10 protein-coding genes, 1 tRNA gene and 1 pseudogene are annotated in these 15,365 nt (G+C 73.0%); 4 read left to right on the forward strand and 8 right to left on the reverse strand.

From position 1 onward, the window contains the following. Positions 1–209: 209 nt before the first annotated feature. From ACH4VO_RS10295 to ACH4VO_RS10310, 4 genes are all read right to left on the reverse strand, one after another. Positions 210–1,385 carry an epoxide hydrolase gene (locus ACH4VO_RS10295; RefSeq protein WP_360990923.1) on the reverse strand — a complete coding sequence of 392 codons (1,176 nt, stop codon included), beginning with the start codon at positions 1,383–1,385 and terminating at the stop codon, positions 210–212. 187 nt (positions 1,386–1,572) lie between these two features. After that, positions 1,573–1,989 (reverse strand): VOC family protein, encoded by a 417-nt coding sequence (locus ACH4VO_RS10300; RefSeq protein ID WP_360990920.1) that lies wholly within the window; start codon positions 1,987–1,989, stop codon positions 1,573–1,575. A gap of 102 nt (positions 1,990–2,091) precedes the next feature. Next, positions 2,092–3,429, reverse strand: coding sequence for a geranylgeranyl reductase family protein (locus tag ACH4VO_RS10305; protein WP_360990918.1), 1,338 nt, complete (start codon positions 3,427–3,429; stop codon positions 2,092–2,094). Positions 3,430–3,632: 203 nt separating this feature from the next. Beyond that, positions 3,633–4,220 (reverse strand): hemerythrin domain-containing protein, encoded by a 588-nt coding sequence (locus ACH4VO_RS10310; RefSeq protein ID WP_360991030.1) that lies wholly within the window; start codon positions 4,218–4,220, stop codon positions 3,633–3,635. 590 nt (positions 4,221–4,810) lie between these two features. Between ACH4VO_RS10310 and ACH4VO_RS10315 the strand changes: the two genes are divergently transcribed. Both ACH4VO_RS10315 and nrfD read left to right on the forward strand, forming a co-directional pair. Then, the gene (locus ACH4VO_RS10315; protein ID WP_360990916.1) at positions 4,811–5,854 is read left to right on the forward strand and encodes a 4Fe-4S dicluster domain-containing protein; all 1,044 of its coding nucleotides are present in this window, start codon (positions 4,811–4,813) and stop codon (positions 5,852–5,854) included. Then, positions 5,851–6,906, forward strand: coding sequence for an NrfD/PsrC family molybdoenzyme membrane anchor subunit (gene nrfD / locus ACH4VO_RS10320; protein WP_360990914.1), 1,056 nt, complete (start codon positions 5,851–5,853; stop codon positions 6,904–6,906). Before ACH4VO_RS10315 ends, nrfD begins: the two co-directional genes overlap by 4 nt. Before the next feature lie 209 nt (positions 6,907–7,115). On the opposite strand, the gene ACH4VO_RS10325 is transcribed toward nrfD, so the two are convergent. After that, positions 7,116–7,271, reverse strand: coding sequence for a hypothetical protein (locus ACH4VO_RS10325; RefSeq protein ID WP_360990911.1), 156 nt, complete (start codon positions 7,269–7,271; stop codon positions 7,116–7,118). 390 nt (positions 7,272–7,661) lie between these two features. On the opposite strand from ACH4VO_RS10325, the gene fdh reads away from it, so the two are divergent. Next, positions 7,662–10,919 (forward strand): formate dehydrogenase, encoded by a 3,258-nt coding sequence (gene fdh / locus ACH4VO_RS10330; protein ID WP_360990908.1) that lies wholly within the window; start codon positions 7,662–7,664, stop codon positions 10,917–10,919. 16 nt (positions 10,920–10,935) lie between these two features. On the opposite strand, the gene selD is transcribed toward fdh, so the two are convergent. Continuing rightward, on the reverse strand, positions 10,936–11,961 hold the full coding sequence (gene selD, locus ACH4VO_RS10335; protein ID WP_360990906.1) for a selenide, water dikinase SelD: 1,026 nt from the start codon (positions 11,959–11,961) through the stop codon (positions 10,936–10,938). Positions 11,962–12,094: 133 nt separating this feature from the next. On the opposite strand from selD, the gene ACH4VO_RS10340 reads away from it, so the two are divergent. Then, positions 12,095–12,188 (forward strand) — tRNA-Sec (locus ACH4VO_RS10340). Positions 12,189–12,222: 34 nt separating this feature from the next. Here ACH4VO_RS10340 and ACH4VO_RS10345 read toward each other — a convergent pair. Beyond that, positions 12,223–13,980, reverse strand: a pseudogene (locus tag ACH4VO_RS10345) (SelB C-terminal domain-containing protein); the annotation flags it as partial. Positions 13,981–13,985: 5 nt separating this feature from the next. Beyond that, complete coding sequence (gene selA, locus ACH4VO_RS10350; protein WP_360990903.1) at positions 13,986–15,332, reverse strand: L-seryl-tRNA(Sec) selenium transferase; 1,347 nt, start codon at positions 15,330–15,332, stop codon at positions 13,986–13,988. Between the last annotated feature and the right edge of the window lie 33 nt (positions 15,333–15,365).

The following is a 15,365-nucleotide window of genomic DNA, read 5'->3' on the forward strand; positions in this document are numbered from 1 at the left end:
CGAATCTACCGCCTCACCGGATCGCTCCGGCACCGCGGGCACGCGGTACCGGTGGTCAGGCCGGGCACGGATGCCGCCCGGGGGCATCCGTGCCCGGCCTGACCGAATACCCCTGCGGGCCGACGGAGTTGGGCGAGCATGGAGGGGGATATGTGTGCGGGCCTGCATGCCTGCGGGGGCCGGCCGGGTCCGGTCGTGGCGGCGGGCTCTCAGACCGCCGGAGCCGTGCGGTAGGGGCGGAAGAACGCCCGCAGTTCCTCCGCGTAGAGTTCGGGCTCCTCGAACGCCGCGAAGTGTCCGCCGCGCAGGGGCTCGGTCACGCTCACCGTGTTCGCCGAGCGTTCCAGCCAGGCACGGGGCGGGCGCACCACGTCGCCGGCGAAGAGCGAGAAGCCGGACGGCACTTCGACCCGGCGGGCGTGCTGCGCGGGAGGGACGGCGGCGTTCGCGCGGTACATGCGCATGGAGGAGCCGATCGTCCCGGTGAGCCAGTAGATCATGACGTTCGTGAGGATCTCGTCCTTGGTGAAGCTCCGCTCGATGGCACCGTGGCAGTCGCTCCATGACTGGAGTTTCTCCACGATCCAGGCCGCGAGGCCGGCCGGCGAGTCGCTGAGCCCCACGGCCGCGGTCTGCGGCTTCGTCCGGTGCATGGCGGCGTAGGCGCCTTCGGACGCGCCCCAGGCAGCGGTGCTCTCGATCCAGGCCCGCTCCTCGGGCGTGAGCTCCGCCGGGTCGCCGTGGAAGACGGGCAGGCCACCGTCGGTGCGATGGACGGCCACGACGCGGTCGGCGTGGTCGAGCCCGAGGTAGCGGCTCACGTGGCTGCCCATGTCGCCGCCCGCCGCGCCGAAGCGTGCGTAGCCGAGTACGTCCATGAGTCCGGCCCACAGACCGGCGACGGCGATGGAGTCCAGGGGCGGGCCGGAGGGCCGGTCGGAGTAGCCGTAACCCGGCATGTCGGGTACCACCACGTCGAACGCGTCGGCGGGGTCCGCACCGTGCGCGCCGGGATCGGTGAGGAGCGGGATGACCTTCGAGTAGCGCCAGAAGGAGTCCGGCCACCCGTGGCTGAGAACCAGGGGCAGGGCAGTTCCGGCCGGTGCGGCTGCCCGGGCGTGCACGAAGTGGATGCCGAGTCCGCGCAGCGGCACCCGGAAGCGGGGCAGCCTGGCCAACGCTGCCTCCTGCGCGGGCCAGTCGAATTCTTCGGCCCAGTAGGCGACGAGTTCGCGCAGGTAGGCGATGTCGGTGCCGAGCGACCACCCGGCGTCCTCGGGGGCGTCCGGCCAGCGCGTCGCGCGCAGCCGCGCCCGCAGGTCCTCGAGCACTGCGGGAGCGGTCCGCCGGGTGAACGGCTCAGGGCGGGGAAAGGTGTCCGGCATGGGCAGCATTCTAGGGCTGCACCGGTCCGGCTCAGGAGGTGTCTCCGATGCCGGCCGGTGACGGGGAACGAAGCGCGAGGTGCGGCAGTGAAGACATGACGGCACCGGGCGACGCCCTCGCTGCGGCGCTCGGTGCGGGAGCGCGGAGGCCCGGCGTGCGCCGGACGGGGCCGGTGAGCCCAGCTCCTCAAGCGTCTCGACGGCCGCTGATGTTGACCATCCATCGGATGCCGAACTTGTCCGTGCACATACCGAACACGTCTCCCCACATCTGCTTCTCCAGGGGGATGGACACGACCGCGCCGTCGATCAGCTTGTCCCAGTAGCCGCGCAGCTCCTCCGGGTCGTCCCCGCTCAGGCTCACCGCGATGTTGGTGCCGGGCTCGTGTTCCGCCCCCGGAGGGTTGTCGGCCCCCATCACCACGAACCCGCCGGCCGTCTCGAGCTGGCCGTGCATGATCTTGTCGTCGTGGCCGGGGCCGACTCCGCCCATCTCACCGAAGGTGTTCAGGGTCAGAGTGCCGCCCAGCGCGCCCTGGTAGAACTCCATGGCTTGCCGTGCGTCACCGGAGAAGCTGATGTACGGATTGAGGCGAGAAGGCACAGTAATTCCCTTTCATGACGTTTGGTCAGGTGGGGGAATCATACGCACGGCAAGGCCCTGGTCGGATGTACCAGGCGGCCTCGGCGCCTCTGCCGTCACGGGTCACCGCCCGCCCGCGTCCACGCCTCGCGCATCCCGGGCTCGCGCGCGCGGGCCCGGCGCCGGCACCATCCGGACGAGGCCGCGGACGACGGTGTCGATCAGGTCGTCGGAAGGTGCGTCCGTCCCGTGCGTCAGCAGCCGGGCGAGGGTACGGACCACAGCGGGCGAAGCCATGACACGGCGGTTGAGCAGCGGCCGGTAGCCGTAGCGGGCGAGCACCAGGTCGGCCACGGTGTTGCCGAGCCGGTAGTAGCGCCCCCAGCGGCGGTCGACTTCCTTCGCGTACTGGTGCAGGGCCTGTTCACGCCCGGGGCCGCCCGGGCGGTGGAGAGCGAGAGCGACGGTCTCGGCAGCGACCTCACCCGCCTCCATGGCCTGGACGATGCCTTCACCGCTCCACGGACTCACCATGCCGCCGCTGTCCCCGACCAGGAGCAGACCGCGGCGGTACTGCGGCCTGCGGTTGAACCCCATCGGCAGCGCTGCGCTGCGCAGCGGCGAGTCGGCGTTCTCCTCCCTCAGTCCCCATTGCGGGGGCAACCGGGTCAGCCACTGGTCCATGGTGGCCCGCAGATCGACCGGGCCGTGGCCGCGGTGGGGCAGGGCGCCGAGGCCCACGTTCACGCGGCCGTCACCGAGCGGGAAGATCCACCCGTACCCCGGCAGGTCGCGCCCGGTACGGGAGCAGAGCAGGTCGGCCCAGAGTTCCAGGTAGGGGTCGTGGGTGCGGGCCTCACTACGGTAGTAGCGGCGAGCGGCGGTGCCCACCGGCCTGCTCCGGTCCCGTTGGAGGCCCATGGCCAGTGCGGTGCGGGCGGAGGCGCCGTCGGCGGCGATCACCACGGGGGCGCGGTACGTCACCGGTTTCCCGTCCCGTCCGGCGACGGCACTCACCCCGACGATGCGCCCGGCACGGTCGGTCAGAGGGCCGGTCGCCTTCGTCTCCAGGCAGAGGCGTGCTCCGGCGGCCACGGCCTGCCGGGCCAGGATGTCGTCGAAGTCGTGCCGGGAGCGGGTGAGGCCGAAGTCCGGTTGACTTCCCGATCGGGGCCAGTCGATGTGCACCTGACGCCCCTGGCACACCCACCGCATGCCCTTGGTCCGCGTCCAGCCCGGCGCGTCGATGTCGACACCCATGCGCACCAGTTGCTGCACACCGCGCGGGGTGAGACCGTCCCCGCACACCTTGTCCCGGGGGAAGGCGCCCTTCTCGAGCAGCACCACCTCCACACCCGCGCGTGCCAGGCACAGCGCCGCGGCCGATCCCGCGGGGCCCGCGCCCACGACGATCACCTGCGCCCGGTGGTCGTCATGTCCCTCGTGCTCGCCTGATTCCACGTACTGACTCCTCCGTCAGCGAGAGGGGGTTGGACAAGGTGACGACATGCCGGCCCCCATGGCCCGTGCGCCGGCCCGGACCGCGGGCCGCCGCACGTGCACCTACCCGCAGGGCACTCGGCGCATCCCTCACTCAAGGGGAGGAACGTCCCGTACGCCGTCACCGCGATCGGCGTGGGGACCCCCGGCCGCGGAACCCGCCGTCAGCCCTTGCCGCGTCCCGTGAGAGCGTCCCGGAGGCGGTCGACCATGCCGGTGCCCGGAGCCAGCAGCTTGTTGGCGGGCGGGGTGTCCGGGGCGGAGGGGTGAGGACGGGTCGGGGCGGTCTTCTTGGCCCGACGGACCTTGTCGCCCAGATCGGCCAGCTCTTGTGGGGAGGCCGCCTTCCTCAGCCGGGGGAACAGGTTGTCCTCCTCGTCGCGCACGTGCGAGCGGATCTCCGTCATCAGGTGCCCGATGAGGCGGTCGAACTCGGCGTCGCCCGCCTCGGTGCCCTCGAGTTCCTTCATCGTCCGTTCGGCCTCGGCGTGCTCCTCGATCTCCTTGTCGGCGAGGGAGTCACCGTCCGGCAGGAACTCCCGCACCGCGGGGTACAGGTACGCCTCTTCGGCCACCGAGTGCCGCACCAGCTCGATGACGGCCTGGTCCGCGTACTGCTTGCGCCGCTTCTCCCCCGGGGGCAGTGCTTCGATCTTCGCGAACAGTTCGTCGACCTCGCGGTGATCCGTGGTCAGCTCGGCGATGACGTCTCCTCCGTGGCCCCTGACGAGGTCCTTTCTTCTACCGGGGATGTCGATGCCCGGCCGCGTACCCCGCCGTTCCGGGTGCAAACGGTGCGGGAAGGGACGTGGCCGCCGTACGGAGGCGCACACGCCTGCGCCTCTGCGGCCCGGACAGCTCGGCGCGTCACGCGGAGCGCTCCGGAGCGCGTGGTGCCCGTCCGGGTCTCCGGCCCGCCCCCTGCCGGGGACCGCCGTTTCGGCCGTGCGCACCGGGGGAACCCGTGGGAGGCTCGAGCGATCGGTGAGCAGCCGGACACGGCGAGGCGGCCGGCGAGGCGAGGCAGGAGGGCAGCGGACGGTGGCGGTTTCCTACCGGCGGCAGGCGGAACACACGCGGTCACCGCACGCGGCCGGCGGCTACCGGCTCCGGCTCCGGCTCCGGTGGGAAGTCGTCACGCAGGCGGTCGGCCCGTCACAGGTCGTCCCGGCGGGGCACGCTCTCCACAGCCACGGCGCCCGTCCTCACCAGTCCCTTCCGCCGGAGGGGCGGGTCGTCGCCCCGGCGGCGGAGGACGGCAGCGGCGCCGGGTAGGACCCGTGCGGACCGGGGCGCGGTGAGAAGCGTGACGCCACCACCACATGAGCGAGGAGGTCCGGCCATGACGGACGGCACAGGGGGCGGAGCGGACAGGGCGGTCGCGGACGACGGACTGCTGTCCGGCCCGCAACCCGACGTGGCACGAGCCGCCGGGTACCAGGACGCTCCGCAGCGCGTGGGGTTCTTCACGGACACCTCCGTGTGCATCGGCTGCAAGGCGTGCGAGGTGGCGTGCAAGGAGTGGAACGCCATTCCCGAGGACGGGCTGGAACTGACCGGAATGTCCTACGACAACACCCAGGGGCTCGGCGGAAGCACGTGGCGGCACGTGGCCTTCATCGAGCAGCGCAAACCCCTGGGCGGCCAGGAACCCGGCACCGGCCAGGACACCGTGGACGTCTTCGCTGCCGCCCGCGGCCTGGGCGTCACACCCTCCGCGCCCGGCCCGGGAGCGACGGCCCCCGGCCCGGGCTGCGCGGAAGCACCCGCGGGGGCACCGTCCGGGGAGATCTCCCCCGTCGCGCCCGACGGGCGGAGTGAGCTGCGCTGGCTGATGTCCTCGGACGTCTGCAAGCACTGCACCCACGCCGCCTGCCTCGACGTGTGCCCCACCGGGTCACTCTTCCGCACCGAGTTCGGCACGGTCGTCGTGCAGGAGGACATCTGCAACGGCTGCGGCTACTGCGTCCCCGCCTGCCCGTACGGCGTCATCGACCAGCGCCCCGAGGACGGCCGGGCCTGGAAGTGCACGCTGTGCTACGACCGGCTGGGCGTCGGTATGGAACCGGCGTGCGCGAAGGCCTGCCCGACGGAGTCCATCCAGTTCGGCCCGCTGGACGAACTGCGGGAGCGGGCGGCGGCCAGGGTCGCTCAGTTGCACGCCGCGGGGGTGACGGACGCCCGCCTGTACGGGGAGGACCCGCAGGACGGGGTCGGGGGCGACGGGGCGTTCTTCCTGCTGCTCGACGAGCCTGAGGTCTACGGCCTGCCGCCGGACCCGGTCGTCACCACACGTGATCTGCCCGCCATGTGGCGGCACGCGGCCGCGGCCGCCGCCTCACTGGCCGCGCTCGCGGTCGTCAGCTTCGCCAGGAGGTCCCGGTGAAAGGTTCGGACGTGACCCGCGCGGGCGTCGGGGGCGCGCGCCCCGGACGCGACGCCACCACGGGGGAACACGCGGGGCGCCGGCGCCGCCGCCGCGGGCGGGGCGAGCGGGCCATGGTGCCCGAGGCCGAGTTCTCCTCCTACTACGGCAAACCGATCCTGAACAAGCCGAGGTGGAAACCGCTGGACATCGCGGGGTATCTCTATCTCGGCGGCCTGGCCGGAGCCTCGTCGCTGCTGGCCGCGGGTGCGCACGTGACGGACCGCCCCGCCCTGGCGCGGACGGCGAAACTCGGGGCGGCGGGCGCGATCTCCCTCTCGCTCGCGGCACTCGTGCACGACCTCGGCCGACCCGCCCGGTTCGTCAACATGCTGCGCGTCTTCAAGCCCACCTCCCCGATGAACCTCGGCTCCTGGCTGCTCGCGGCCTACGCACCGCTCACGGTGGTGGCCGCCGCCACCGATGTCGCGGGGCGCTACCGCCTGACGGGTGCGGCCGCCACGGCATCGGCAGCCGTGCTGGGCCCGGCCGTGGTCACCTACACGGCTGTGCTGCTCTCCGACACCGCCGTGCCTTCGTGGCACGAGGGCTACCGGGAGATGCCGTTCGTGTTCGCCGGGTCCGGCGCCACCGCGGCCGCCGGGCTCGCTCTGGCCTGCGCGCCGGTCGGCCGGTCCGGTCCCGCGCGCCGCATGGCCGTCCTCGGGGCCGCGCTGGAACTGGGCGCGTTCCAGGTGATGAAGGGGCGCATGGGGCAGGCGGCCGAGCCGTTCGCCGAGGGCAGGCCCCACAGACTGCTGCGTGTGTCGGAGGTCCTCACGGCCGGAGGGGCCGCACTGGCGGGCTACGCCGGTGGGCGGGGCCGTGTGCTCGCCGCCGTGGCAGGCACGGCGCTGCTGGCCGGTTCCGCTGCCCTGCGCTTCAGCGTCTTCCACGCCGGGGTGGTGTCCGCAGAGGATCCCAGGTACACGGTGGTACCGCAGCGGGAGCGCCTCGACGCACGGTCGCGGCCCGGGGAGCTCGGGTCCGAGTCCGAGGGCCCCCGGTCCTGATCTCCCGTCCCCGACGCGCCCACCGCTTCGGAGCCCCCTCTTCCGGTACCTCCGGCCACGTCGCCGCACCCCTTTCCGTCTGCCGGTGACGTGCCGCTGTAACGATCCGCCGAGCAACGGTCCACCGGACGCGGCGGGCGGAGTACGGGGACGACGTCGTCGCCCCACCGGCGCCCGGCGCCCGAGCCGGCGGAACGCGGACCCCACCGCTACACGTCTCCCTCGCGGCGGCGCTCCTCCTCCGCTGCGGCCTGGTCCTCGGTCACCCGGCCCTCCCGGCAGGACGCCCGGGCCCGTTCCGCCAGGGACAGGAACACGAGATGCCCGGCCCCGGACACCTTCGCCTCCTCGTCCAGCATCGCCATCGCCACCGTGATCGACGCCGAGAACCCCTAAGCCCGACCCTTGTTGCGCAGCGAGGATCTACTGGCCCGCCTCCCCTGCCTCAGGCCCCTCGGCGCCGGTGGCGACCGGCCTCCGCGGCGACCACGTCGGCAGAGGACGTCACCCGTCCGCTGCTGCCGATGTCCTGCGACGGGCCCTGCGGTACGTCACCTGATCGGCCTGGAGACGCTCAGGCGACGGCGTACGGCATACGGCAGCCGAGCCCGGCCGGACGTGCCGTAGCCGGGGGAATGCGGGAGGATGCTCCGCAGGAGGAACCGCCGGGGAACCGGAGCTCCGGGCCGTCGCCGTGTGAACGGACGGAGAGCGGGCACCCGCCGGGCAACGGCCTCACCGAAAGGGCAGACGTCATGGGCGTACGCACCTGGATCGACTCCTGGCCCGTCTACCGGCAGCTGACGGGTACGGACCCGCTGGGCCGCGGAGCCGCGGCGAAGAGCGGAACCAGCGCGCGGCTCACTCCCCGGGTCGCCTCTGCCGACCGGGTGGTCAAGTCGGTCTGCCCCTACTGCGCGGTGGGCTGCGGACAGAACGTCTACGTCGAGGACGGACGCGTCACCCAGATCGAGGGCGACCCCGACTCCCCCATCTCGCGCGGCCGGCTGTGCCCCAAGGGTTCGGCCAGTCTGCAGTTGACGACCGGCGACGCACGCGAGCACGGCGTCCTCTACCGTCGCCCGCACGGCACCGAGTGGGAACGGCTCGACCTGGACTCGGCCATGGACATGATTGCCGACCGGGTGATCGAGGCTCGCCGGGCCGGCTGGCAGTGGGAGGTCGACGGAACCCGAACCCGGCGCACGCTGGGAGTCGCGAGCCTGGGCGGGGCGACGCTCGACAACGAGGAGAACTACCTGATCAAGAAGTTGTTCACCGCCATGGGAGCGGTACAGATCGAGAACCAGGCGCGTGTTTGACACTCCTCCACCGTTCCCGGTCTGGGAACCTCGTTCGGCCGCGGCGGCGCGACCACCTTCCAGCAGGACCTGCAGAACTCCGACTGCATCGTCATCCAGGGCTCGAACATGGCGGAGTGCCATCCGGTCGGGTTCCAGTGGGTGATGGAGGCCAAGGCACGCGGCGCGAAGGTGATCCACGTCGACCCGCGGTTCACCCGCACCAGTGCGCTGGCCGACGTGCACGTGCCGCTGCGCGCGGGCTCCGACATCGTCTTTCTCGGCGGGATCATCAACCACGTCCTGCAGACGGACGGCTACTTCCGTGACTACGTCGTCAGTTACACCAACGGGCCGGTCATCCTGCGGGAGGACTTCCGCGACGCCGAGGACCTCGACGGCGTCTTCTCCGGTCTCGATCCGGAGAGCCGCAGCTACGACAACGGCAGCTGGCAGTACCAGGGCACGGAGATGCAGGCGGCGTCGGGCGAGCGGGACCAGGAGTACCCGAAGCGCACCGGCGGCAGCTCGGTGACGGAGGCCGCACGCGGCGAGTCCCACGGCTCGGGCGGCGCCGACCTCGGGGAGGGTGAGCCGGAACGGGACGAGACACTCAGCCATCCCCGGTGCGTCTTCCAGGTGCTCAAGCGCCACTACGCCCGCTACACCCCGGAGGTCGTCGAGGAGGCCTGCGGTGTCCCGCGGGACCTCTTCCGTCAGGTGTGTGAGCTGGTCACGGAGAACTCCGGGCGCGAGCGGACGACCGCGTTCGCCTACGCGGTCGGCTGGACCCAGCACACCGTCGGCGTGCAGTACATCCGCGCTGCCTCGGTCCTGCAGACACTCCTCGGAAACATCGGCCGGCCGGGCGGCGGGATCCTCGCATTGCGCGGACACGCCTCCATCCAGGGGTCCACGGACATCCCCACCCTGTTCAACCTGCTCCCCGGGTACATCCCCATGCCCCACGCCCACCAGCGGCAGGACCTCGACGCGTTCGTCCGGGCCGAGGCCACACGCAAGGGCTACTGGGGGAACATGCGCTCCTACCTCGTCAGCCTCCTCAAGGCGTACTGGGGCGACGCAGCCGTCGCGGAGAACGACTTCTGCTTCGACTACCTGCCGCGGCTCACCGGTTCGCACTCCACGTACGAGACGGTCATGGCCCAGCTGGAGGGCACCTGCAAGGGCTACTTCCTCGTGGGCGAGAACCCCGCGGTCGGTTCCGCCGACGCCAAGATGCAACGGCTGGGAATGGCCGCCCTGGACTGGCTCGTCGTCCGGGACTTCTCCCTGATCGAGTCGGCCACGTGGTGGAAGGACGGCCCCGAGATCGAGACCGGGGAAATGCGGACGGAGGACATCGGCACCGAGGTCTTCTTCCTGCCCGCCGCCGCGCACACCGAGAAGGAAGGCAGCTTCACCAATACCCAGCGGCTGCTGCAATGGCACCATCAGGCCGTGGAACCTCCCGGTGAGGCGCGGAGCGACCTGTGGTTCACCTACCACCTCGGGCGGCTCGTCCGGGAGAAGCTGGCCCGGTCCACCGACCCCATGGACCGGCCGCTCCTCGACCTGACGTGGGACTATCCCACCCGGGGCGAACACGCCGAGCCCGACGCCGGGGCCGTCCTGGCCGAGATCAACGGGCACGACGCCGACGGTGTCCCCCTGAGTTCGTACCAGCAGCTCGAGGACGACGGTTCCACCGCCTGCGGCTGCTGGATCTACTGCGGGGTCCACGCCGACGGCGTCAACCAGGCGGCCCGCCGCACTCCCGGCCGGGAGCAGGACTGGGTGGCCGCCGGATGGGGGTGGGCCTGGCCCGCCAACCGCCGCATCCTGTACAACCGGGCCTCGGCCGATCCGCAGGGCAGGCCGTGGAGCGAGCGCAAGGCGCTCGTGTGGTGGGACGAGGAGGAGGGCTCCTGGCGCGGTCACGACATCCCGGACTTCCAGGCCGACCGGTCTCCCGATCACCGGCCGCCGCCCGGGGCGAAAGGCCCGGAGGCACTTTCGGGCATCGACCCCTTCATCATGCAGGCGGACGGCAAGGCGTGGCTGTACGTGCCGTCCGGACTCACCGACGGCCCGTTGCCGACCCACTACGAGCCGCAGGACTCACCGTTCCCGAACCTCCTGTACGGGCAGCAGCGCAATCCGGTACGGCATCTCCTGCCCCCGCATCCCGACAACCGCTATCAGCCCAGCGGCGAGGAGCCCGGGTCGGAGGTCTTCCCCTACGTCGCGACGACGTACCGCCTCACCGAGCACCACACCGCCGGGGGCATGTCCCGCTGGCAGCCCTATCTGGCCGAGCTGCAGCCCGAGTTCTTCTGCGAGGTCTCCCCCGGGCTCGCGGCCGAACGCGGACTGGAGCACACCGGCTGGGCGACGGTCGTGAGCGCGCGGGGGGTGATCGAAGCGCGGGTCCTGGTCACCGACCGGATGGCGCCCCTCACCGTGCAGGGCCGCACGCTGCACCAGGTCGGGATGCCGTACCACTGGGGGCCGAATGGCTACACGACCGGAGACGCCGCCAACGAACTGATCCACATGTCACTCGACCCGAACACGCATATCCAGGAGACCAAGGCGTTCGCCGTCGACATCCGGCCGGGGCGCCGCCCACGGGGGCCGGCCGCCCTGGAGCTGGTACGGGCCTACCGGGCGCGGGCGGGCATCGACGAGCGGACGGGCACCGAACTCTGAGCGGGCCGGGGCGGCTTCAGCGCAGGACGACGGGGTACGGGCCGCGCGGCACCAGTTCGCCGACCACCGGCGCCCCGGGCACCTCCCCCGCCACCAGCAGGCCACCGGAGGTCTGGGCGTCGGCCAGGAGGAGCCGGGTACCGGTGTCCGTGCGGCCGAAGTCGGTGAACGGCCCCACCCACGCGAGGTTCCGCCGCGTGCCGCCGCTGACGTATCCGTCGCGTACCGCCTCCCGGGCCCCGTCGAGGTAGGGCACGGCTGCGGTGTCGACCACGGCCGTCACGCCCGAGGCGCGGGCCAGCTTGTACAGATGGCCGAGGAAGCCGAAGCCGGTGACGTCGGTGGCGCAGGTCGCCCCGGCCTGCAGGGCCGCGGCCGACGCGTCCCGGTTGAGTGCGACCATGGTGGCCACGGCCTGCTCGAAGCGTTCGCCGGTGGCCTTGTGCCGGTTGTTGAGCACACCGAGCCCGAGGGGCTTGGTGAGGGACAGCGGGGTGCCCGGCCGGCCCGCGTCGTTGCGCAGCAGCCGGTCCGGGTCGGCCAGTCCGGTGACGGCCATCCCGTACTTGGGTTCCGGATCGTCCACGCTGTGCCCGCCGCCCACCGGACAGTGCGCCTCCGCGGCGATGTCCAGCCCCCCTCGCAGCACGTCCCGCGCGAGGTCCATGGGCAGCACGTCGCGAGGCCATGCCAGCAGGTTGACGGCCAGGATCGGACGGCCTCCCATCGCGTAGACGTCGGACAGGGCGTTGGCCGCCGCGATGCGGCCCCAGTCGTACGGGTCGTCGACGACGGGCGTGAAGAAGTCGGCGGTCGAGATCACCGCCTGTCCCGGCAGGCCGTCCCGGGCGGGCAGGGCGACCACGGCCGCGTCGTCTCCGGTGGCCAGCCCGACCAGAAGCCGGGTGCCGCTCGCGGCCGCCGGCGAAGCGGTCAGGCCGCCGAGCACGTCCTCCAGCTCGCCGGGCGGGATCTTGCAGGCGCAGCCGCCACCGTGGGCGAACTGGGTGAGCCGTACGCGGGTTCCGGCGGGCGAGGTCATGTCCGGTTCTCCTGGGTCGAGGGGATGGCGGTGGGGTGAGGTGAGGTGGGCGGGCAGGGCCGGCGGTGTGTCGCCGCGGCGGCGAGGCACTACCCGGTGCGACGGTGGCCGTCCGCTACCCTGGGCGGGCGATGGAGGCGTGTGGGTGCCTGGTGGCCCTCCCGGTCTTCAAAACCGAGGTGCCCGAGGATCTCGGGCAGGCGGGTTCGATTCCCGTCCGCCTCCGCTGTCCCGGTCACCCCGGCAGCGCCGTCGCCGGTCGTCCACCCGCTCGGTGTACCCACGGGCGTCCAGGAACTCCAGCAGGGGTACGGCCACCCGGCGCGTGGTGTCCAGCGCCTGCCGTGCCTCGCTGAGCGTGAACGGCTGGGGTACCTCGCGCAGTACGTCCGCCGCCCGGGCGTCCGCTCCCGGCAGCAGAACGATGCCGTCGCCGACCCGCAGCAGCATGCCCGCCTCGACGGCGGCCGCCACCACCCGGCGGGTCAGTCCGAGTTCGGTCAGGCGGTCGGCGTCCGGGGCGCGGAACGGCGCGTGCCCGAGCTCCTGCCGCACAGCCTCGACAGCGGCCAGGGCGGGGGGCGGGAGAACGGGTTTCGTGCGGTCGGGAAGATACAACCGCCCCTGGGCCGAGCGTAGTTCTCTCGGGCCTGGGCTCTCGGCGAGCCCGTCGACCAGTGCCCGGTCGGGCAGGCCGAGCAGGCGCCGGGCCGCCTCCGCCGGCAGTCCGGGATCGAGGGGGTGCCGGGCAGCGTGCCGCTCCACCTCGGTGGTCAGCCGCTCCCGCAGCGCCGCCCAGTGAGCCGGATCGGCCAGCCAGTCCCCGACGACGGGCGGGACGGGAGCCGGTACGCCCATGGCCTCCAGTTCCGGTCGCCGGACGATCCCGCGCCGCCGCAGTTCGGCCGTGCCGTCCGGACGGCCGGTCACGTCCGCCAACTCGGCGGCCCGGGTCCGGGCCGCCCCCCGCCGCGTCAGCCGGGGGGCTCGCACGTCGAGTACCGTCACCGCGCAGGGCACACGGCGCCCGCCCGGCTCCCGCAGTACGGCCCGGTCCCCGACCCGCAGGGGCAGTTCACGCGCCAGCGTCAGCCTGACGGTGTCCTCGCCCAGCGGCCGCACGGTGACGGGCACCGCGGCGCTGCCGATGTGCAGTGTCTGGGACCGGGGCAGGTCCCTTGCCCGCGGGCCGGCGGCCCGCACGTCGGCCGTGGCCGTGAGCAGCCAGCGGCCGGGGGCCAGCAGCACCTGCCCCCGGCCCAGCAATCCCTCCGGGGCTCCGTGGACGTTGACCGCGACCCGTGCCACCCCGCGGACCTCCTCCCGGCTCTCGCTCAGGCACTGCAGCCCGCGGATCCTCACCCCGGTGGTGCCGTCCCCCGTCGTCAGCCGGTCACCGACCCGCAGGGTGCCGGCGCCCAGGGTTCCTGTGACGACCGTCCCGTGACCGCGCACGGTGAAGGCGCGGTCCAGCCACAGCCGCACGTCCGCGGCGGCGTCCGGAGTGCGCAGCGACCGGGCCAACCGGCCCAGCGTCGCGCGCAGTTCGCCGATCCCCTCGTCTGTCACGACGCTCACCGCGGCGGACGGGACCGCACCGAGGGAGGTCGCGGCCATCCGCTTCAGGGCGTCCGCCCGCACGGGTCCGGGATCGGCCAGATCGCTGCGGGTCACGGCGAGCACGCAGTGGCGTACCCCGAGGGCGTGCAGGATTTCCAGATGCTCCTGCGACTGGGGCTGCCAGCCCTGGTCGGCTGCCACCACGAACAGCACGGCGGGTACGGGGCCCACGCCGGCCAGCATGGTGGCGACGAAGCGCTCGTGTCCGGGCACGTCCACGAAGGCGAGGCGCTCCCCGTCGGTGCCCTCCGGCTCCGGGCGGGTCCACACGAACCCGAGGTCCAGGGTCAGTCCTCGTCGGCGTTCCTCCTCGAACCGGTCGGGCTCCATGCCGGTCAGCCTCCGCACCAGCGAGGACTTGCCGTGATCGACATGGCCGGCCGTTGCCAGTACCCGCATGCCGCCTACCTTTCCGTGACCGCTCGCACGGCGTCGGCCAGCCGCTCGTCGTCCTCGGCCGGCACCGCTCGCAGGTCGAGCAGGCACCGCCCCGCCTCGATGCGTCCGACCACCGGTACCGGGCCGGTGCGCAGCGCGGCGGCATACCGTTCGGGCAGCGACAGCGCGGCGCTGGGCAGGGTCACACCGGGTGCGCCGCCGCCGCCCACCGTCGCGGTGCTCCCGACGGCCAGGACATCGGGGCACGCGGGGGCGAGCACGGCGGCCAGCCGTTCGGCACGGTGGGCCAGGAGCGCCGGGTCGGCGGCCAGGGCCGCACCGGTCGGGGTCCCCGGCCCGCGCAGGGTCGCCTCCAGTGCGGCCAGGGTCAGCTTGTCCACCCGCAGGGCCCGGGCGAGCGGATGGCGCGACACGGCACGGATCAGGTCCTCGGCACCCAGGAGCAGCCCGCACTGCGGTCCGCCCAGCAGCTTGTCGCCGCTCGCGGTGACGAGTGACGCCCCCGCGGTCAACTGGCTTTGGGCATCGGGTTCCTGAGTCAGCAGCGGGTGAGGGGCCAGCAGTCCGGAGCCGATGTCCACGACGACCGGCACGCCCAGCGCCGCCAGTTCACCGACGTCTGCGGCGCTGGTGAAGCCGGTGACCAGGAAGTTGCTGGGGTGCACCTTCAGCACGAAGGCAGTCTGCGGACCGATCGCCTCGGCGTAGTCCGCGACGGTGGTGCGGTTGGTGGTGCCCACCTCGCGCAGTCGGGCCCCGGTGGACACCAGCAGGTCCGGCAGGCGGAAACCGTCCCCGATCTCGACCATCTCCCCCCGGCTGATGACGATGTCGCGGCCGGCGGCGAGCGCGGTGGCCACCAGGACGAGCGCGGCGGCCCCGTTGTTGACGATGTGCGCGGCGGCCGCGGACGGCACGCGTTCACGGAGCGCGGCCAGGGCGGTACGGCCCCGGCGGGCCCGTACTCCGGACTCCAGGTCCAGCTCGACGTCGGTGGGGCCCGCCGCGTCCCGCACCGCCTGACCGGCCGCCGCCGACAGCGGGGCCCGCCCGAGGTTGGTGTGCAGCACGACACCGGTGGCGTTGATCACCGGCCGCAGCCCGCTCGGCGTGCGCGGCAGGAGGGCGACCGCCGTGTCGGCCACGTCGCCGGGCGGCAGGGAGCCCTCGCGTGACCGCTCCTGGGCCCGGCGGACCGCCGCCTTCACCACGTCGTGCCCGACCCGCCCAGCCGCCTCCACCAGGCGGGGATCGCGCAGCACGACGTCCGTGCGAGGGATGCGGCGCCGTCCGTCCGGTGCCGTTCCCTCCGCCCCGCCGCCCGACGGGTCCGTCGGGACGGCAGCGGGCACGACCCCCCGGTTCCTCTTCCGGCTCCGCCCGGC

The sequence above is a fragment of the Streptomyces sp. NPDC020780 genome (assembly GCF_044334475.1).
Taxonomy (GTDB): Bacteria; Actinomycetota; Actinomycetes; order Streptomycetales; family Streptomycetaceae; genus Streptomyces.

Excerpts from the sequence above, each read along its gene's own strand:
- ACH4VO_RS10295 (WP_360990923.1), bottom strand. The coding sequence starts at position 1,385 with ATGCCGGACACCTTTCCCCGCCCTGAGCCGTTCACCCGGCGGACCGCT.
- ACH4VO_RS10315 (WP_360990916.1), top strand. The coding sequence starts at position 4,811 with ATGACGGACGGCACAGGGGGCGGAGCGGACAGGGCGGTCGCGGACGAC.
- ACH4VO_RS10325 (WP_360990911.1), bottom strand. The coding sequence starts at position 7,271 with ATGGCGATGCTGGACGAGGAGGCGAAGGTGTCCGGGGCCGGGCATCTC.
- selD (WP_360990906.1), bottom strand. The coding sequence starts at position 11,961 with ATGACCTCGCCCGCCGGAACCCGCGTACGGCTCACCCAGTTCGCCCAC.